This is a genomic window from Paenibacillus sp. N3/727 (assembly GCF_022637315.1).
In the GTDB taxonomy this organism is placed as follows: Bacteria; Bacillota; Bacilli; order Paenibacillales; family Paenibacillaceae; genus Paenibacillus_AQ; species Paenibacillus_AQ uliginis.
In genome coordinates this window covers 3173829-3194357 of sequence record NZ_CP093336.1, presented here as the reverse complement: position 1 = coordinate 3194357, position 20529 = coordinate 3173829, and the positions used below count along the sequence as shown (strand labels likewise).

The 20529-nt window shown below is 43.6% G+C and carries 17 protein-coding genes; 15 read left to right on the top strand and 2 right to left on the bottom strand.

The genetic code is table 11. From position 1 onward, the window contains the following. Positions 1–103: 103 nt before the first annotated feature. The 9 genes from MNQ98_RS14595 to MNQ98_RS14555 all read left to right on the top strand — a co-directional run bounded on the left by MNQ98_RS14595 (position 104) and on the right by MNQ98_RS14555 (position 12483). The gene (locus MNQ98_RS14595) at positions 104–5428 is read left to right on the top strand and encodes a golvesin C-terminal-like domain-containing protein (RefSeq protein WP_241928911.1); all 5325 of its coding nucleotides are present in this window, start codon (positions 104–106) and stop codon (positions 5426–5428) included. 475 nt (positions 5429–5903) lie between these two features. After that, a complete protein-coding gene (locus MNQ98_RS14590) occupies positions 5904–6623 on the top strand; it encodes a suppressor of fused domain protein (RefSeq protein ID WP_241928910.1) in 720 nt (239 codons plus the stop codon). Between the two features lie 126 nt (positions 6624–6749). Next, entirely contained in the window at positions 6750–7715 is a 966-nt protein-coding gene (locus tag MNQ98_RS14585) for a hypothetical protein (protein ID WP_241928909.1), read from the top strand. A 164-nt stretch (positions 7716–7879) separates the two neighbouring features. Next, positions 7880–8359: a DUF4265 domain-containing protein gene (locus tag MNQ98_RS14580; protein ID WP_241928908.1), complete on the top strand. Its 480-nt coding sequence runs from the start codon at positions 7880–7882 to the stop codon at positions 8357–8359. 97 nt (positions 8360–8456) lie between these two features. Beyond that, the gene (locus tag MNQ98_RS14575) at positions 8457–9038 is read left to right on the top strand and encodes a hypothetical protein (RefSeq protein ID WP_241928907.1); all 582 of its coding nucleotides are present in this window, start codon (positions 8457–8459) and stop codon (positions 9036–9038) included. A gap of 188 nt (positions 9039–9226) precedes the next feature. After that, positions 9227–9412, top strand: coding sequence for a hypothetical protein (locus MNQ98_RS14570; RefSeq protein ID WP_241928906.1), 186 nt, complete (start codon positions 9227–9229; stop codon positions 9410–9412). Positions 9413–9648: 236 nt separating this feature from the next. Further along, positions 9649–10260 carry a suppressor of fused domain protein gene (locus MNQ98_RS14565; protein ID WP_241928905.1) on the top strand — a complete coding sequence of 204 codons (612 nt, stop codon included), beginning with the start codon at positions 9649–9651 and terminating at the stop codon, positions 10258–10260. A gap of 137 nt (positions 10261–10397) precedes the next feature. Continuing rightward, the gene (locus tag MNQ98_RS14560) at positions 10398–10916 is read left to right on the top strand and encodes a hypothetical protein (RefSeq protein ID WP_241928904.1); all 519 of its coding nucleotides are present in this window, start codon (positions 10398–10400) and stop codon (positions 10914–10916) included. Positions 10917–11103: 187 nt separating this feature from the next. Next, positions 11104–12483: a hypothetical protein gene (locus tag MNQ98_RS14555; protein ID WP_241928903.1), complete on the top strand. Its 1380-nt coding sequence runs from the start codon at positions 11104–11106 to the stop codon at positions 12481–12483. 95 nt (positions 12484–12578) lie between these two features. Here the strand turns inward: MNQ98_RS14555 and MNQ98_RS14550 are convergent, their stop codons facing one another. Continuing rightward, positions 12579–13214, bottom strand: a complete 636-nt coding sequence (locus MNQ98_RS14550) for a phosphotransferase family protein (protein ID WP_241928902.1) — start codon at positions 13212–13214, stop codon at positions 12579–12581. Between the two features lie 12 nt (positions 13215–13226). After that, positions 13227–13550 carry a hypothetical protein gene (locus tag MNQ98_RS14545; RefSeq protein ID WP_241928901.1) on the bottom strand — a complete coding sequence of 108 codons (324 nt, stop codon included), beginning with the start codon at positions 13548–13550 and terminating at the stop codon, positions 13227–13229. Positions 13551–14040: 490 nt separating this feature from the next. On the opposite strand from MNQ98_RS14545, the gene MNQ98_RS14540 reads away from it, so the two are divergent. The 6 genes from MNQ98_RS14540 (at position 14041) to MNQ98_RS14515 (ending at position 20518) form a co-directional block, all read left to right on the top strand. Beyond that, complete coding sequence (locus tag MNQ98_RS14540) at positions 14041–14718, top strand: response regulator transcription factor (protein ID WP_241928900.1); 678 nt, start codon at positions 14041–14043, stop codon at positions 14716–14718. Further along, positions 14715–16535 (top strand): sensor histidine kinase, encoded by a 1821-nt coding sequence (locus tag MNQ98_RS14535; RefSeq protein ID WP_241928899.1) that lies wholly within the window; start codon positions 14715–14717, stop codon positions 16533–16535. Before MNQ98_RS14540 ends, MNQ98_RS14535 begins: the two co-directional genes overlap by 4 nt. A gap of 104 nt (positions 16536–16639) precedes the next feature. Next, on the top strand, positions 16640–17488 hold the full coding sequence (locus MNQ98_RS14530) for a polysaccharide deacetylase family protein (protein ID WP_241928898.1): 849 nt from the start codon (positions 16640–16642) through the stop codon (positions 17486–17488). 191 nt (positions 17489–17679) lie between these two features. Next, positions 17680–18381, top strand: a complete 702-nt coding sequence (locus tag MNQ98_RS14525) for an N-acetylmuramoyl-L-alanine amidase family protein (protein WP_241928897.1) — start codon at positions 17680–17682, stop codon at positions 18379–18381. A gap of 16 nt (positions 18382–18397) precedes the next feature. After that, positions 18398–19075: a GDSL-type esterase/lipase family protein gene (locus MNQ98_RS14520; protein ID WP_481856636.1), complete on the top strand. Its 678-nt coding sequence runs from the start codon at positions 18398–18400 to the stop codon at positions 19073–19075. Positions 19076–19111: 36 nt separating this feature from the next. Next, positions 19112–20518 carry an MBOAT family O-acyltransferase gene (locus MNQ98_RS14515; RefSeq protein ID WP_241928895.1) on the top strand — a complete coding sequence of 469 codons (1407 nt, stop codon included), beginning with the start codon at positions 19112–19114 and terminating at the stop codon, positions 20516–20518. Positions 20519–20529: the final 11 nt, after the last annotated feature.

Below are 20529 nucleotides of genomic sequence, written 5' to 3'. Positions count from 1 at the left end.
ATTAGCCAGAAGGATAAGGCTAATTGCTTCTTTACGATCATTCGAGTAAAGGGGCATTATTATTTTGGAAGCGTTATCATTAAAAGGAGAGGCTGTGAGTTGTATGGTCAAAAGGAAGCTGTTTTTCTTAATCGTTCTCATGTTGACGATAGTAGTTCCTTTCAGCCTGGTTGGAATAAGGACCGCTTATGCGGAGACCTTACCTTATCAGACGATTATCATCGATGACGGGAGCATCAAGATCAATGATGTTGTGACACCTGATGCGGGTAACGAGAACAATGGATATTCGGCTCCAAATTGGACCACAAGCACAGGGGTGAAGGGGTATGATAATTCCAGCTCCAAATATACGAGTACAGCAGGCAGAACGATAACATGGAATCCACGCTTGGAAGCAGGAACGGCGAAAATATCGTTATATAAGCTTAACTGGGAGGATAAGGCTGATAGCGATGTAAAAATCGAAATCGTTCATAATGGAACGACGGACGTACTCTTTATGGATCTGAGACCCTCATTTGGCGCTCCTCCGGGATGGGTTGATTTAGGAGAGTACTATTTTTCCGGGGTTGGTGAAGAATTCGTTAAATTGACCCGGTCTACGAACACCACGAGCACGATACTTACGCGCGCTGATGCGGTCAAGTTCGAAGGAAATATTCAACAGAAAGAGCCACATAAGACGATCATCATTGATGACGGAAGCCTCACGATTGATAATGTCGTCACCATTGACGCAGGTAATGCCAATAACGGGTTCTCTGCTCCTTATTGGACCACAAGTGCGGGCGTGAAGGGATATAATAATTCCAGTTCCAAATATACGGACGCCGTAGGTAGAAGCATCACATGGAATCCACGCTTGGAAGCAGGGAAGGCGAGAATATCGTTCTATAAGCTTGATTGGGCGGATAAAGCAGATAGTAATGTAAAGATTGAGGTTGTTCACAACGGGATTACGGATGTCATGTTTATGGATCTTAGACCTTCGTCGGGTCCATCCGTTGGATGGGTGGATTTGGGGGAGTATGATTTCAGTGGTGATGATACCGAATTTGTCAGGCTGACTCGAACTCAACCTACGACGGGCACGATTATTACTCGGGCCGATGCGGTCAAGTTCGAAGGGAATATCCGGCAGCAAGCACCGCCGTTGCCCGCGCTGCGGAGCCGCACATTAGCGAATCTCAGTTACACGGAAAAAGGCAGCATCGAAAATGCAAACTATAAGGCGACCTTCTATGAGGCAGCATGGGATGGGGGCAAATCCATCGTTCGTGACATGTTCTACAAGCACACGGACACGGGAAACTGGATGCCAATAAATAATGTGTCGGAAAGACTTGAGGAGCAATGGGTATTATTGGATGGGAATGCGGGGAGCCGAACCAATTACTACGATACGATGAACAAACGCTGGATTACATTCGACGGGATCCATTTTCCTGATACCCACACGGCGGTATTAACCGATTCTATGCATGGCAGTGATTACGATTTTGAAGTGAACTGGTCCATGGCAGGGGATAAACCAGATGTTTCCTTCGCCTTCACGCCTCGCCGCGATGGCAATTATGTGATTGGATATCAGTCCTTCACAACAGAGCTTATCTCTGGCGTCAATGAAGTGTTAAATGGATTTAGGTCGCATGCAAAAATGGTAGGTACGGTGGAATCAACAAGTTTGAGGGAGCTGAGCGCTCCAATGAGTCTGGTTGAGAAAAGTGACGGTGCGGGGAATCCTTTGACGTATGGGGTATTTGTACCTTCGGAAGAGCTTCCGGTTGAATTTGAACCGACGGGAGGCGTTACGAAACAACGGCTTGGCATGAGCCTTGTCAACAACGAAGACAGCGTGCAGCCGATCATTTATGCTCCTCAGTTAGGAACTTATTCGCAAATGACCGCAGAAAGCACCTATCAATTTCATATGGGGCTAATCGCTGAAAACAGCAGTCTATATGAGGTCTACGAGGATATTCTTCGCAATGAATACGGTTATTCGGCATACCGAGAAAATGTCGCTGATCAGTCGCTTACTGACGCGATGTTCAATATGATCGATCTGCTTAAGATAGAGCCGCAAGGTGATGACTCTGTTGATTATGTCCCGTCACCTAGCGGGTGGTGGAGCCGTGCCAAGGGCTTTATTGATATCGAGAACGAGGATAGTGTTCGAACAACGTCGAATGCGGTTCTTCTGGGGGCTTACTATTTGACCGGGGATGACCAGCTTTACGATACGAGAGCGCTGCCGTCTATCCAGTATGGCGTATCGCGTAATGGTATCGGTTGGTCGCCAACGCAGAAGAAAGTATACGGCGTGCCTTCGCTATGGAAAATGGCAACCCTGCCGTTCGATGTTTCAAGCGTATCCGCTGTCAATCAGATGATGGGTACTTCGGCAGGAATTGAGGCGTTGGCGCAGGATGAGTACCTTGTGCGTGATCCTGACCAGAAAGATCGGGGGCCTGTCATTCAGCCCCTTATGATGTATCGTATGACGGGGGATACGCAGTATTTACAGGCTGCCAAGGCTGCAGCCGACAGCTATATCATTCAACATATCGATACTCCTGCATCTGTGAATGTGAGTAAAAATGAGTTTATTTATTATTATAGCAAGCTGTGGATGGAGATCTTGGAGCTTTACGAGGAAACGAAGGATCCCAAATACTTGAATGCCGCGTACAAGGAAGCCAAACAGTACGCCACGATGTTCGTTGCTCGTCCTGTTCCTGAAGGTACCGTTACGATTCCTCAGCCGGAAACGTATAATTACGCTGAATCGTTCCATTGGCCGGAAAGCGGTAAATACGAATATCCTAGGAGCAAGCTCCCAGAAGATGTAGCCGGAGGCGTACAAGCGGACAGTTGGCTTATTTCACCCAACGGATTGACGTTTGAGGCGGGAAGTACAACCGGTTATTATCGGATGAATGCCCAGGAAGCTCCATTCATGCTGAGATTGTCGCTCTATACAGGTGATAAACTGCTGCAGGATATTGCTCATAATGCGGTTATTGGTCGATATTCCAGCTATCCAGGTTATTACTATAAGGGCTTCGCCGTTAGTCAACTTGAACCGGTGTTTCCTCTGGAAGGCCCAAGCGGGGCTACATCAATTTATTATCACCATATGCCGGCGCAGCTTGGGCAGACGATGGATTATTTGATCAGCGAACAAACATTGAAATCGAACGGGAGTATTACATTTCCTTCCGTATTCGAAACGAATTTTTTATGGTTCAAATATCACCTTTATGGGAATAAACCAGGTTATTTCTACGGTAATTCGGACGTTTGGCTCTGGATGCCCAAGGGGATTATCCAGACTAACCATCCTCAATTGAACTGGATAACGGGTGAGAGCGGGAATAAATTCTACATCGGGCTAAGCAACGTATCGTCAGATGAAGTTCAGACTTCGATTGAATTGAATGCGCAAATCATTGGGTTCAACCCGGCACAAGATTATACCGTAACCATCATCCGCGACAATGGCACACCAGAGCAAGCGGTTATGAGTGGCGGAATCATTCAAGCCACGGTCTCAAGCAAGGGAATCACCGCTATCATTGTAGAAGGACTCAATATTGATGTGCCGCTGCACCAAGTCAGAACTGCTGATTCATCGGATGCAAGCTATTTCTTCGATATCCACAGTCCAATCGATGCGGTTAAAGGCATGCTGATCGTCAAGCCCGACGAAACAGCCTACGATGCTTATGTGCAAGTAAAAACGACGAAACCAGCGACGATCCATTATTCCTTGGATGGCGGGGCTACGTATACGACCATTCCAGATACGATATATCCGATGGAATGGTCGATACGGGTAAACGATTTATCCCAAACCTTCACTTATTATGTGGAATCGGACGGGAAACAGACTCGCAAGCGGACACTCTATCTGCCTGATCAGGTAACGGAAACGCCAGTTCAACCGGATTGGCAGGATGGTTCATCTATCATCGTGGATAATACGGAGGCGGAGACAGAAGGCGTCTGGATACGGGATACAACGGCTAACGACTATTACTATGATAACTATGTGTATGCTAAATCGACTGCCGGCACAGCGACAAGCCGAATTGCATGGCGGCCTGAGCTTCCGGAAAGTGTTACTTACAGTGTGTATTACAAGCTTCCGCAAATAACCGCTACCAGTGAGAATTGGGCAACGAATGCCTCATTTACCGTTTATTATAGCGGGGGCTCCGAGACGGTTACCATTGATGAGACAACGGCCAATGGGACTTGGTTGCACCTGGGTGCTTATCCTTTTGCAGCAGGCGATAGTGGGTACGTGGAATTAACAAATAAGGCCAATAAGTCACGAGTCGTTGCCGATGCGATGATGTGGGTGGACCCGAACAAGATGCCGCAATTGGAGTCTGCGGTGATCCTGTCGGATCGGGACGAACTTCAGATGACTCAAACCGCACAACTGAGCGTAACCGGCTATTTGGATAACGGTCTGATTGGTGATCTGACACAGGCAAACGTGCAGTATTTCGTTAATCGAACCGATCTGGCTGAAGTGAACAGTAGCGGCTTGTTGACCCTTCTAAGTCTCGATGGAGAAACGGATCATATTGAGGTATGGGCCACAGTAAAGATTGACGGAGTGACCTTAACAACACCGCCTTTGACCATAACGATCAGGGACCTAACGGTTATTGTCGACAGCACGAATACGACTGGGTTATACACGACAGAAGGGTCTTGGAGCCAGAGCAATTTAGCCGGATACAAAATTGGGGTTAAATCCCGTTACTCTACAGTTCAAGGATCATCAGCGACGTGGAAAGGCCAGTTTCCAGAGGGGAAATATACGGTCTCCATCTACAAGCTCGTTCATACAACGGCAAACGATAATCATGTCAAAGTGGAAGTGAAGCATCAGTCGGTTACCGAGGTCACGTATATCGATGCAACCGTCGGCTCGTCGGGTTGGGTTAATCTAGGAACGTTCGACTTTATTGGAGACGGCAGCGAGTATGTTCGATTAACCAGGGTTACTCCGACAACGGTAGATCCGCCAACTCTACCTGCCGATATGATTTATACGAGGGCTGATGCAGTCAAGTTCGAACGGCATTCCGTTAGTCCGGCGTTGCTTGCAAATGGGGTGCCAGGTAAACCGACACTTTCGAATAATAGCGGTGTTGCGACAGGCTTACATGATGGCAATTATGAGGTTACGATGAATATGTGGTGGGGTACGAACGCAGCACAGTATCAATTATATGAAAATGGCGAACTTATTGAAACGCAATCTTTATCTTCACAAACACCAAGTGCTCAATCGGCCATTACACAAATTTCAGGGAAAGCTCCTGGCATTTATCAATATCGCGGTGAGTTTATGAATGGAAGTAGAACAACGGTAAGCGATATTATAGAAATTATTGTGAAATAATCCTATGAGCTGAGTGGATGAGAACGATCCATTCGGCTTTTTTATTTCTTGGAATTTAGTATTGAACTATGTTCATTAAAGAGCATCTGGAGGGGGAAAGCAAATTCTTGAGGAAGAGTAAAAGCGGCGATAACTTAAGGGGAATTATGATAAATTAAAGAGAAGATAAATGATTGCCTTTTGAACTAGTTAGAGAAATTGAGTATTAAGAAGTCGTTGTCGGGTGACAAGAACCTTATCCCTTTCCCGGCAGATCACCTCTAACGGAATAGGGTGGGATATAAGCGTTTCATGGCAAGATGATTAAACGAACGGGCAGCATTCCTATGGTGTTATTTACATAAAGAGGACAGCAAAGCGTGTATGGCGAAAATAATAGAAATATTGATTAGGGGAGATGGGATTTATCCCTTGTATATACACATTATAGTATGATGAATTAGATGAAAATTGAGGAAGAAAAGGAGAGGCGAATATGTCGAAATCGACGGAATATTCGGAGTCGGGGAGCCCGATCTATCGCTATAGCGATAGACAGAATGAATGGCGGCCTCCGGAGTACGGGGAAGAAGAATGGATCGAGAAAATCGAAGAACACGTGTGCCAGCATATCGGGGAAGTCGATTCCGTGTACCACGAAATCCTATCGGATGTCGTTCATATTGATGTCCACATCATAAACCCGACTCCCGAACGCAAGTATTATACTTTATTCACAACGGGCATGAGCTTTATGCCCATGAATACGCCAGAAGGAGCGGAAGGCTACGAATACGCGGAATTGATGATCTGCCTGCCGCCGGATTGGCGGATCTCGCAAGAAGATTTACAAAATCCGGATTACTATTGGCCTATTCGATGGCTTAAAATGTTGGCCCGTTTTCCCCATGAGTACGACACTTGGCTAGGCTGGGAGCATACGATGCCTAATGGAGATCCGGCCGAACCGCTATCGCAGCAAACGGGAATGAGCGGAATCATTTTGCTGCCTCCCCTTGAAGTGAACGAAGATTTTCTTTCGCTAGACATGGAGGATGGGCGGACCGTACACTTCTATGCCATCGTCCCTCTCTATTCGGAAGAAATGGATTTCAAGTTGAAGCACGGCAGCGACCCGCTGTTGGATAAGTTCGAAGAATATGACATTAACGAGATTATCGATTTGAATCGGCGCAATACGTGCAAAGCTGTCTAGAAGTTTTGGAAGCAAAACTGAGCAGAAGAAATGCAGATTCCAGTGAAAAAATCCCAATAGATTTCTCGAAAATCGGCCCAGGAAAAACGACTAAAGGAGGTCCGTTATGTTATCGGATTTTAACCTATGAATGCAGTTCCAATAACTTTTAACAAGTGTGCTGCGATCGAAGATGATTACTATATGTTTGCATCCAAGCCGAATAATATCGATGACTCGTCTGAGTTCACTAGGATTTTTTATTTTGACGATCAAGCTCCCGGGAACAAATGGCGTCACTCTGATATCCCCTATTTTTCAACCGTATCTCTTTGTGTTGTTAAGACTGCACTGGGGAGTCAACGCAGATACGCTGCGCTCTCGAAAAACGGAGATATTTCATATTATTGGCCAGGGGGTCAAGTCACTGAAAGTATAGTAGATGCCGGCTTGAAAAAGGATGCTCCGATTTATGGATATCTTAACGCTTTGAAGGAGATTGATGGCTGTTTGTACGCATGCGGTGGTGGTGGGCAAATATATCTTCGTGATGCGAATCAATGGCATGATATCTCTAGTGAACTAAGAAGACCAGCTACAACAGTAAAGCCCAACCTTGCAATTAATCAATGTAATATCGGCGATGACATTTCTGACATCGATGGATATTCCGTCAAAGATTTATATGCAGTCGGACGGAATAGGATATATCACTACAACGATCACTCTTGGGAGGAATGCCAAGTATTCACTGATGAGATTCTCATGAGCGTAATATGTGCATCAAACGGCGTCATTTGGGCATGCAGATTCAATGGAGCCATCATGCGCGGAAATGCAACCAGCGGGTTTGAAGATGTCAGCCACTACGATGACAATATGATACTAGCAAAAATGGCGTTTTTTAGAGAAAATCTATACTTCGCCTCAAATGAAGGCTTACTTTTTCTTGATTGCGCAAATGAAAAGTCCAGGCTTCAGAAGATTGGTGAAATCGTAGAATGTGAAGATATCTCGGTCTTTGGAGACACTTTGCTTTGCATTGGCCCAAAAAGTATAAACATACTCGACAAAAATGGGTGGAAAGAGTTAAAGCACCCAGATAATTCATGAATATGCGACGCTAACACGATTTCCGTTTGAGCCTGAACGAAGAAGTTATGCTTCACGCCATCATGGCCGGGCGTCCCATTTGTAAAGAACTGTGATAGCAGCTAATAGTGGATACGTTAAAGATGGTATGTCATGCAAAGATAGAGGCAGTTGAGGAGCAACGTATGAAAGATAAATTAACATTAATTAAGGTTTTTGCTGGAACAAATTCACAGGGAGCAGTTTTAGAAGAGCTTCCTGCAGAATACCTAAGCGATCAAAAATTCAAATTATGTGCATCTCCAGGGCTAGCACTAGGCCTTGCGAAAGGAGATACAATAAAACTCCATCCCAACGGGGATTTTGAATTAATAAAACATGGTGGAAATTTCTGCATTCAAATTTACAAAGAGCAGCCTATCAAAGTAAAGATAGAATTAGTCGAAACTATGGTCAAGCGAGAGCTTTCCGGTTCTTTAGATGGATTCCATAATGGCTCGCTTGCTTTCACCGCTCCCATCAGCAATGGATTTCATGCCACCAATCATGTTTTCAATAAAATTAGAGATATATTGGAATCGGAATACTATTACTCTAATATTTACAAAAACCCATATAATTTAGAAGATGAAGAGTTAGTTAGTTGGGCCAGAGATCTGGATTAATCGTTTCAAAATGTCAGTTCTTCGGCACCACGCACTATCTCTGGTATGGCGACCTCATGGTGCATTCCCAAAAGTTCAAGAAGCGCAGGAGGCAGATATGGTAGATGAAAGGCATCTTGTTTATTTCAAAGAACTCTTGGAAGGAAATGCTGAAATTTCTTTTAGGGCCTATCTTTCAAATAATGAAGATTCTTTGCGTAAGCAATTTTCTCCGGCAAGATTTGCAAGACTAAAGTTCAAGTCAATTGATGAAATAATAAAGATTCTTGACGAAGAAAAAGTATCCTACATCATTAATGGTCAAGCCGTAAGAAACGAAAAATATTTGGCGACATTTCATCCGGATGTATTAAATGAAAAAGGCAGGCTCAAGGAAGGATTCAAAGACACCATATTTAATGGAATTGTTCACGATTTTAAAACCAAGGGCGAAGATGCAGTCTTAACTCTCCATAAATACATCGAATTCCCTAAAAACATCAATAACAAAAAAAATATAGAAAAACTCGAAGACATCGAATTTTTCGCCGAAACGGAATTATGCCTAGGAGATAAAAATCTTGGCCTTTTTTTACTGAAAGTGCTAGCATCTATTGAGCGTCAGTTTTCCGATGTGGATGATATTGTCCTTAGAGCAAAAGAAGCTGTCATTAAGCACCAATCATCGAAAGGAAACTAATTAACTACGTTTATAAGCACTCTAGAAATGGTCATACCCTCAGCAAGAACGTAGAAACCAGATTCTTCTAACTACGAGAGAGACATACAGGACATGCATATTCGTCACAATTGACAAACCGAACCATGCATCTACTATTTGGCTCTATAATTCCTTGTGGTCATCATCTTGATAAAGGTGGTTTTTTTATGAGCCAAATAACCATCGAGAAACTTGGTTTATCAGAAGATCAACTTATCAGCCTTGAGAGCCAAGGATTTGGACTATCCAAAAAGCAACGCGCCGTTATGCTGGCGACATACAATACCCCATTACCCAATATTGAAGAAATAGAAGAATTATCTCAAAATTTCAATATCCCCGATGATTTTTAAGAAATTTCTCATAACAGATGGTGGAGAGATTCGCCGTCATCGAGCGCGAGGTCTTCATCAATGGATCGAAAGACGAGCATCTACGCACACTTGCTGCCAACAGAGGCGTGAAATCGGCGGTAATCAGAGTGCCCACTTCTATACTGAAATGGCGGACCATGAACGATGAAAGCGGGAAATGATACCGGCCAAAAACTTTTAACCGAGAAAACCAATAAAGAAAAAAGGTGATGGATGTGCAAATCAATAGAGAGTCCAGCCAAGAAAAGATTCTGGACTTCGACATCAGAAGAACAATTATTCTTAATTTATATATTAAAGAATGGTCTATGCCAGAATATAGAGTCAAAATGACAAAACCGGAGATTGGCGTATATATTGAGATATATTATTTCCCATCAAATAATGATAAAATTCCTGCAAGATTCACAACAGTCGGCCTATCTAATTCCATTCGAAAAACTGGAAAACCTACTGAGACTGAATGGATGCTAGCTTTAAAACCCGATTTGGGACAAGAAAGCATTGATCGCATATTCTCATATTTCTGCGACCTAATTGCCCATAATATTGAAAATATAAAATCTTCCGAAGTACCACGAGTAATGACTGAGAGCGCATTCGCACCAGAGAACTGGACTGCAAAAGCCCTCTTGATTGATGAACTAAGAGGAGAAAGTGAGGATTTAGAAGAAATAAAAATAGGTGAAGAAATAATTAGTGTCTTGTGGGTTATACCAATTACTCATAAAGAAGCACGTCTAATTTTACAAGAAGGCATAGATGCTTTTGATGCTTACATAGAAGAGCTTCATCATTCAATAATAGATCCCACTCGTCCATATTAATTAGCTCTTTACCCAGCATTGGAGAAGTCGAAGAATTCTCTAAAAAATTCAATATTCCCGGTGATTTCGTGCGGGTCGACCAAGCTATCTTTGGGGCGCAACCGACCAGCGACGCCGTATACTTTTACTGACTTGGTTTGGCCTCCAGCGCCGGTGAACGCCGCGAAGATATTTGCAATTCGATCATCAATAAATTACCAGGAAGATTCAAACTCGCTAAACCATATTTATTAAAAAACCATCAAAATGGTAAAGAAATAGAAATACCATGTTTTTATGATGAGCTTTACGAAACACCTTTAAATTTAGTATTTGGAGGAGACTTTATTTATGGAGCATCCTCTCAACGGATTGAAAGGATCAGAAATATATGCAAACCTAACGACTGGTCCATGATTTCTCGACTTATCCATAAATCTGTGGGTGATGATGCCGCTTCCAATATTTTCGGCATAGCAGGTCTCGCCATCGCGGCATTCACCCGCATTGGAGGAGCGAAGAATGAGATAATAGTTCGTGGAGGTGCTGCCGGATTTTACCCGTTTCAACACCCTTCGCAATGGGCAATGCTATTGACCGAGCTGCAATTACCTCTAAAAAATGTTCCTGGCAAGTTAGCAGGTCTGCGGCTATGTCTCGACATACCAGAAATATAATATTCCAAAGCGATCAAAGTTATAATCAACGAGCCTGAATGCTGATTAAGCCCGGTTGCGATCCGCCTAGTTCTTCACAATATATTAAGGGTGGCACGGCAGGCGCGGCAATAAATAAGTTGAGATTGACCCTATTTTTTACATGTGAGAAAATAAGGAAAACTTTTAAATGAAGGGAAAACAATGTATGAGCAACCCTTTCCAATTCATTCCTATTAGTCAGCTTGCAGATAAGTTTCCGGAAGGCTCTTGGTGGGCGAAGTTTTATCAGGATTTTAGTGACGAGCACCTTGCCGCTTATTATGAAGGGGATTTGACGCTGCCTTCTCTCAATCTGGATTGGGAGGAGCCTTTTCCACAACAAAAAGAGGTAATCATCATTTTTATTGATGGAAATTTTACTGTAGACAATCTTTATAATAAAGAAACAGATGGGGCCATAGGGCTTATGGTGACCGGTAATTTGAGTGCGAAAAATATAGCTGTAGGCGGTCAGGAAATTTATGTTTCGGGCAATCTGATGAGTGAGGAAATATTGTGCGGCTCCTACAATCATGGGGAAACAATTGTTCAAGGTGATCTCAGCGCTGCGGTTTTAGTACAGGATGACGAGTACAGATTCAAAGTGGAAGGGCAGAAATCGATCGCTTGCATAGTAAATGTGTGGGCGGGGGACGGCGTATTTCAAGAACTTCCGGTGGGCATTCATGAGGTGTTAATCGATGAAGTTTTTCTGGATATGGAAGAGGAGGATGTTGGCTTTTCTTTTGGCACGCTGGTGAACGTTATTGAAGAAGGGCGTTCCGCATTAAAAAAATTAAATGAATCCCACACGAGAAAGAATGCTATTCATTTATATTTTACCCATAACACGATCAATGAGGAAAATATATTAAAATTGACTCAGAGTATTTTAATGCCGAATGACAAGCCATCTTTTGATTTTCAGGAGCAAGGTGTATTTTTCAAAGTTCAGCAGGAGCATATTGATGCTGACGGGGATCAACGGGATCTCAGCGTTTATATGAAAGATAATCGGCATCATCACTATTATATTTGGGTGGAGAAAGATCATTCCGTTGGTTTGTTGAGGAGAACCGTAGATGAAGGGTCTGAGTGGGAGGACATTACAGAAGAGTCTCAGGAAGAGCTAGCAGAGATTAGCGATTGCTGGACGATGTTGCTAACCTGCGCTAATATGGCGGAGCTTTACTTACGAGACATTGAGGTAGAGTATGTGCAAGAGATTTTGCAGCACCCTGTAATTCAAGAATTATATTCGGAAGTGGAGGAGAATGGCGGGTTCTGGGACGGCTCAAAATGTTACAGCTTCCGTCAAGCGCATACGGACGAGGACGGAGACTACTTACATGCTCGGATTGTGATCCAGACTCCAGATGAAGCGTATTATTTTTATACACTGGACAATGAAACTTATGTTTCCCGGCATTATCAACCGCCCAATCAATATGGCAAGCAGGACATGTCCTATTTGGACCTGAGGCGCTGGGAGGCATCAGAACGATACTTTGCAAGATTTAAACAATTTATTGCTCAGAAGATATGAACTGCACAAGTCCGAAGAAAAAAAGCACTGATTAACATTATTCAACAGATATTTGGAAAGCAGGCTATAAGCTAACGTATCCGGTTAGTTGAATCTTATTGTACCGTCTGAATTATAAGCAGTCTTAAATCCGAGATCCGGTTAGGCATTTCCGGAGTCGAACGATTCAGTAAGTAGCACAAAGCAATTAAATCTTCTAGTTTAGATAACTGGACCCAATCCTCATTCAAAAATCCTCCAGAATTCTGGTAAGCTTTTATAAAATGACGTTCGAACAAGGAATTTTCGTGTTCATACCGAAGCATATTCCCAATATCAACATAACGTCTTCCTGAAAAAGCAAACTCCCAGTCTAATACCGCCGACAACTCAATGCCGTTTGGACTATCAAGCATCAGTATATTTAGGCCATTGAAGTCCGAATGAACGAGGACTGACGGTTCATGAATTTCAGATAATAACGAACGGTGAGACACACAGAATGATCGTACCATTTTCGTAGCTTCCGCTCCCAGCCAATAACCGGTTGCACCACCATCCAGGCTTTCTGAAATAAAAGTGTAAAATTCGTCTACCCCCATGTTAAATGGATTGGCGATGGTAAGGTCTCCTGCTAAAAAGCCTGGGCAGTCAAAAGTATGGCTGTGTATGCGAGCTAATATATCACCGACAGATTCCGCAGCTTCTGTAATCTGTCGTTTTTCTCCTCTTTGCAGAATATCCCGCAGCAATACTCCCTCTTTTCACTGCAGTAAAGCCCAGTCATATTCTATTAAATTTCGGCTTGTATCAAGATAGATGTAATCTGCTATAGGCACGACGCCGCTCAATCTCTCAGCAATTGCTTTTTCTTTTGATGCTACGTCTAAACCACCAGCAGAAATCCTTAGAAGGTAAGGAGTAGCTGATCCTTCAATCTGAATTTTATAGGTACCACTACTAAGTCCTGTTTCCGTTCTTTCAGCTTTTATGAGCCGTTTGCCTCTGAACACTTGGCTAATCATAATACTTATAATCTCATGATTAATGTGTATATTTTTACTTGTTCCTTCCCAAGATTCTTTCATCGCGTATCTCTCCTGGTCTGTTTTTGTACACGGAACTTCGTGCTATTTAATACTCATATTGTCAAAAATATACAGCTTGGATAAACTTATTTCAACTAACAAGTTCCGATACTCACTTTTATAGGAACTTTCTTCGGAGGGGATGTCATGAAGCGAAATTGGGAACTGGATGAGCTAATCGAGCATTTTACAATATTGCCGAACGAGATGAGTCTGATCGAGAATAAGGCAGGGAAATGATGAAATGAAGGATGCAGCATTGGAATATGATTTCTGCCTCAGATGAATCCGAATGATGGTCATGACCTGCATTACGCTGTTCATGGCCATGCTGGACAATTTGGTCGTGGGAGTGGCGCTACCGTCCATTCAATCCCCGAGGGCATTTGTCTAGTTTTTGAAAAAATGTTAGGATCCAATATAAACGCATACTGGTGTTTCGAAAAGTTTGAAAACAAGCGCTACTAGAAAAACGTTGAGAGGTAGTTATATGTCAAGAACAATACTGATTGTAGAAGATGAGCATATTTTACGGGAAATCATGAAAGATTATTTGCTTGAAGAAGGTTTTAAAGTGCTTGAAGCGGACGATGGCAAAAAAGCTCTGGCGCTATTTCAAGAACATGAGATGGATCTGATCATTTTGGATATCATGCTCCCTGAATTGGACGGATGGTCCGTGTGCAAACGTATGCGAAAAGTGTCAAACGTTCCGATTATCATGTTGACGGCCCGTTCGGATGAGGATGATACATTGATGGGTTTTGAACTGGGAGCTGACGACTACGTAACCAAACCATACAGCCCTCCGATACTGCTGGCACGTGTGAAACGTCTTTTGGAAAGTCGGCAAATCAGGGAACAGGAGGATCACACATTGTCCAGCAACGAGATTTTGATCAATTTTCCGTCCCGATCCGTTTCGGTCGATGGAGAAAATTGCAGTTTAACGCACACGGAATTCGAAATGTTGGCTTATCTGATGAAGAATAAAGGAATCATTATAACGAGAGAACAGTTGATTACAAAAATTTGGGGATATGATTTTGTCGGGGACGATCGCACGGTCAACAGCCATATCCGCAATCTGCGTTCCAAGCTGGGAAAGCATGCCAAGCATATTGTCACGGTCGTTCGCTCAGGTTATAAATTTGAGGAACAGCCATGAAAAGAGGCATTGTACTTAAGCTGTTTCTATTTACGACGGCATTATGCATGTTCATGCTTGCCGTCATTTTTGCCTTGCAAACCGTATTTTTCAAACAATTTTATGTCAATCAAAAAGTGAAGGACGTTAAAGCAGCGTTTCAGGCTTATGAACAAGACTACCTTAATCATGCCAATAACACGCAGGCAATGGCAGAACTGGAGCAAGAGTTTTACCAAAAATATAACACCTGGATTACAACATTGGACGCCGAGGGGAATTTGAAGCATACTGACGATTTTTTCATGACAATCAAGCTAGATCGTTCGGATTATGCTGCACTTTCCAATAAAACGATAACCGTGCCTCTGTACACCGTTATTAACGTTGAGGACTTCAGCACGGAGAATCCGTTTCTCACACCTTGGATTAATGAAGGTGAACGGATTGCTATTGAGGGCTTGATCATGAACAACCAGCCGGTTATCCTGCGGATGGGGAGGAGCATATCTAACCTGAGAGAGGAAAACCAACTGGAAAATCGTCAGATGGTGAACAAAGAATACGAAGTCTTCACTCGATATGCGGATCCGAACCAATATCATGAAGAATACCCCTCATATCTAGTCGAGGGCACCATTACAATAGTCCGGACGCCAGAAGGTGCAGGCGTTTCACGCTATACAAACCACTTGTTTCTGGACCGTATTCAAGCCTTTCAAGCAGACCTGCTGTACGGTGACTATGATCAAACAGCAAATACAAATCTGACCGTAGATTATGTAGAAAATCAGGTGACTTACAAAATTTTCGTGGAGCGTATCCAAGATCACGACGGAAAACCTGCATACCTGTTTGCAATGACCTCACTTCAGCCGGTAAATGAAGCTGCTGGGATGATCCAAAAATATTATGTGTATATCGTTTTAGCCACTCTGCTTCTTGCACTGCTTGCATCGTTTTATTATTCTCGCCGGATCGCCCGCCCGCTACTTCGCATCAACCGTACGACGCAGCAAATGGCAAATCTTGATTTTTCGGAGGAAATCCCCATCACAACGAAGGATGAAATCGGCGACTTGTCGCGTAACATAAACGAGCTTTCCGAGCGTCTGCAAGCCCATATCCTTCGGTTAGAGAAGGACATCGAGAAAGAAAAGCAGCTGGAGCATACACGAAAAGAATTTATATCCAGTGTATCGCATGAGTTGAAAACCCCGCTCAGCGTTATTCAGAGCTGCCTAGCGATTATGAAAGACGGAGTTGCCAGCCACAAGCGGGATTATTACTTTAAGGCGATGGAGGACGAAGTCAAGCGGATGGATCTGCTGATCGTGGATATGCTGGAATTGGCAAAATATGAATCCGGGACGTATAAAATGGTCAAGGATTCCTTTTATGTCGACGCCGTGATCGAACGGGTATGTGATAAATTGGCTGTTGATATCGCGACAAAGCAATTACATCTTTACACTTCACTGAAACCTGTCGAAGTTGTGGCGAATGTGCTCCGAATTGAGCAAGTCATCATCAATTTCCTCACCAACGCGATTCTTTATACGCCAGAGTCGGAGTCCATTCTCGTAACCACCTTGGAAGATCAGGATACCGTTAAAATCTGCATCGAAAATAAAGGAGCCCGCATTCCGGATGAACAACTTGAGAAGATCTGGGACCGATTTTATCGCGGCGAGCCTTCCCGCCAACGGTCGAACGGAGGTACCGGGCTAGGCCTTGCCATTTCCAAAAAGATTCTGGAGATGCATGACGTGCCTTATGGCGTAACCAATACACCCGATGGGGTCATGTTCTATTTTCATTTAAATAAAAAAGCGTAGAACTCCGGTTCTACGCTTTTTTAATTTATCTTTATTTCATCTGCACTTTCTCTGCACCTCTCTCTATTATTCTTTCTACTTGAGAGAGAGGAGATGGATCGAAAATGACAGCAAGAACAAACCTTGATCAGGGTCTGATAGAAAGAAAGCTTAGAGAAAAGAGGCGCAAACGTCAAGCCATTCTGCTTGCAGTCGTTGGCCTGATTTGTTTTTATCTAATGAGATTGATAACACTCGATAGGGCCACAACTGCGGAGCAGCATGGAGAACAGTCTATGTACCAAAATTCTACGACGAAAGTCAGCAAGGCTAATGCGGAAGTTGAGGATGCCAGACCGAAAGGGAAGATCGTATATTTAACGTTTGACGATGGTCCTAGCGATTTGACGGCGAAGTTTCTTGACGTCTTACGGCAACATGGCGTCAAGGCCAATTTTTTCATGCAAGGAATCAAATTGCAGCGAAAAAATTTACAAAGCGACGTGAAGCGTGCTGTACGTGAAGGGCACTATGTCGGAGGACACAGTATGACTCACCAATATAAGAAGCTGTACGAAGAAGGGCAATTCGTATCCGAGATGAAAGATAGCTTGGCGCTCATCCATGACATTACAGGCGAAAATCCGCATTTGGTGCGTCCGCCATACGGATCGGTACCTGGACTGAACGACAAGAAGCTTCGCGACCAAATCGCCACAGAGGGAATGAAGATTTGGGATTGGACCATTGATTCGAACGACTGGGAATTGAAAGATCATCCGGAACAAATTGTCGAGAACATCAAAAAAGCAACAAAAGTCGATTTGGAAGTGGTATTGATGCATGAAAAGCCGCAAACGCTGCAGGCTCTTCCGGAAATCATCGAATTTTACCAAGAAGAAGGCTACCAATTTGGTGTTTACGACGATAACGAGCATTTTCACTTGAATTTTCAAAAGGATCATCGCTTGTAGACTCAGCAATGTAGCATTCTTTGGAACAGGGAGCTGTCCTTGAAGGTCTTTTTGGGACCTGCTAGGAACAGCTCCTTTCTGTTTGCCTGCAGCCTGAGCCTAAAGCCTAATTCTATACAACAATTTGATATAATCTGCACCTTATCTTTATCTCCGGCGATTACACTTTTTTCAGGAGGAGGAGAGAACGTATGAAGAAAGGTAGCTCGATGATAATAATCCTTTTGTCTGCGCTGATGATCGTTCTGCTGTATCAACTTGTTTCCGGGGAAGGGACAGCAAGCGAACGTAAATCCATCATGGAAGACCGTTCGGATGAGATAAGAACGTTAGAACACCAGCCGGAAACGCCCTATAAGGTTGTGATTGATCCCGGCCATGGCGGCAAGGATAACGGCTCAACGGGCGCCAGTGGAAATTTCGAGAAGGATTTAACGCTGCAGGTAGCGCTCAAGGTAGAGGAACTGGCGAAACAAGAGTCGCAGATTGAAGTGTATCTCACGCGATCAGAGGATCGTTTTTTATCTTCGGCTGACCGGGAACGGCCGGAAATCGCCAATCAACTGGGTGCAGATTTGTTCATATCCATTCACGGGAATACGTACGAAGACCCTAGTGTTTCAGGTGCTGAAACCTTCTATTACCATAAAAATTCCCTGTTCTTGGCGAAAATTATGCAAAAGCATATGATCCAAGCCAGCGGATTTCGGGACCGGGGAGTAAAAAAAGAGGATTTCTTCGTCTTGAAGGATACGAACATGCCGGCGGTTCTACTCGAAATGGGTTATTTAACTAATCCGCAAGAAGAGAATGAAATGCTGACGGAAGATTTCCAATACCGGATGGCAAGCTCCATTCTGGACGGAATTAAAGAAGCTCTAAATTTAAATTAAAGAGAGGAACATGAACATGAAAAAAATAGTTGCGACACTACTCCTTGGGAGTATTACACTTGCCTTGGCAGCATGCGGAAACGAATCAGCAAGCCCGCATCCGCAGCAACCGACCCCTCAAGCCCAAAAACAGGCAACTGAATCAAAAGGCTCAGTAGAAACCGCGTATCAAGCACTCTTCCAGACCAGCGTATTTTTGGGGGATTCCATTACGGAGGGCTTATCCTTTCATGATGTACTTAAGGAGGAGAATGTTCTGGCAGGCGCAGGAAAAACGGCGGAGTTTGCACTGGAAGATATTGATGAATTGACCAAGCGGGGCCCGGAACATGTCTTTATCCAATTGGGTTCGGATGACATTTTGTGGCCAACGGATAACCCAAAAGAATATTCCATGAAAAACTATGCGAAGCTGATCGGTATGGTCAAGGAAAAACTTCCGCAAGCAAAAATTACGCTTTTAACCGTAACCCCGGTAACGGCGGAAGCGGAAAAGCAGGAACCCAGATACAAAAATATCAACGATTATAACCAAGGAGTAAAGGATCTGGCGGAGAAGGAGAACATTGGATTTGTTGATTTGTCCCCAATATTTTCAAACGTCTCAGATGATCTATACGACCCAGACGGAATTCATTTTAAACCGGAGTTTTACACAAGAATGCTGGATTTGCTGAAAGATCAAGTGGAATAGCATGCAAATGGACCAACCAATTTGGGGGTGTAAATATTGGTCTTTAGCAGCTTAATATTTCTGTTCCTCTTTCTGCCGGTTACCGTTCTGATCTATTATGTTTCTCCGATGAAATTTCGAAATGCTATCCTGCTTGTCGTCAGCCTGATCTTTTATGCATGGGGTGAGCCGCTATACATTTTCATCATGATATTCTCCACTGTCTTCGATTATATCAACGGACTGCTGATCGATAAGTATAGACATCGGAAGCTGATTGCCAGATCGATTTTTATCGGTTCGATGGCCAGCAGTTTAGGCATTCTCGGGTTCTTCAAATATGCTGGTTTTGTGGTGGACAATATCAATCAGTTGTTTCATCTGCATCTCCAAGCAGCCGATTTGCCGCTGCCTGTGGGCATATCCTTTTATACGTTTCAAACGATGTCTTATGTCGTTGATGTCTACTTGGATAAAGTACCCGTGCAAAAGAATGTTATTTCTTTTGGGGCATACGTGACGATGTTCCCGCAGCTTGTTGCCGGTCCCATCGTCAAATACGGCGACATCGCGGGGCAGCTCGTTTCCCGTAAGGTGACTCTGGTCCGTTTTGGCGAAGGGGCGGAGCTATTCATCAGAGGTCTTGCTAAAAAAGTACTGTTGGCCAACAATATCGGACTATTGTGGACAAGTGTCAAAGCGACTTCGATCGAGGAATTGAGCGTACTATCCGCCTGGCTTGGCATTATTGCGTTTACGCTGCAAATCTATTTCGATTTCAGCGGATATTCCGATATGGCCCGTGGGCTTGGAAAAATGTTCGGTTTCGATTTCATGGAAAACTTTCGTTATCCCTATATTTCCAAAAGTGTAACAGAATTTTGGCGCAGATGGCATATTTCGCTCGGTACCTGGTTTCGGGAGTACGTTTATATACCGCTTGGTGGTAACAGGTCGGGGCTAATGAAGCAACTTCGGAATTTATTGGTCGTATGGTTTTTAACTGGCTTATGGCATGGCGCCAGCTGGAATTTTATCGTATGGGGTTTGTATTTTGGTTTCTTCGTGATGATCGAGAAACTATTGCTTCTGCGATGGCTGGAGCGCAGATCCGCTTTTGTCAGCCATGTCTACACACTTCTGGTCGTCATCATCGGCTGGATTTTGTTCGAAATGGACCATTTGGCTTCTGCTTGGCGTTTCATCGGTGTGATGTTCGGTTTCGGTGGGCATGGTTTTGCGGATCGGCAGGCGCTATACGATTTGTCTACGAATGTTGTATTACTTGTCTTATTAGTATTCTGTGCGACTCCGCTTCCAGGAAAGATTTTAACCTTCATGAAAGAAAAATGGAGAATTGCCGGCATAATTATCGTTCCGGTTTTATATTTTCTATTCATGGTTCTGTCGACGGCTTATTTGGTCAATGCAACCTACAATCCATTTTTATACTTTCGATTTTAAAAGGGGACAGC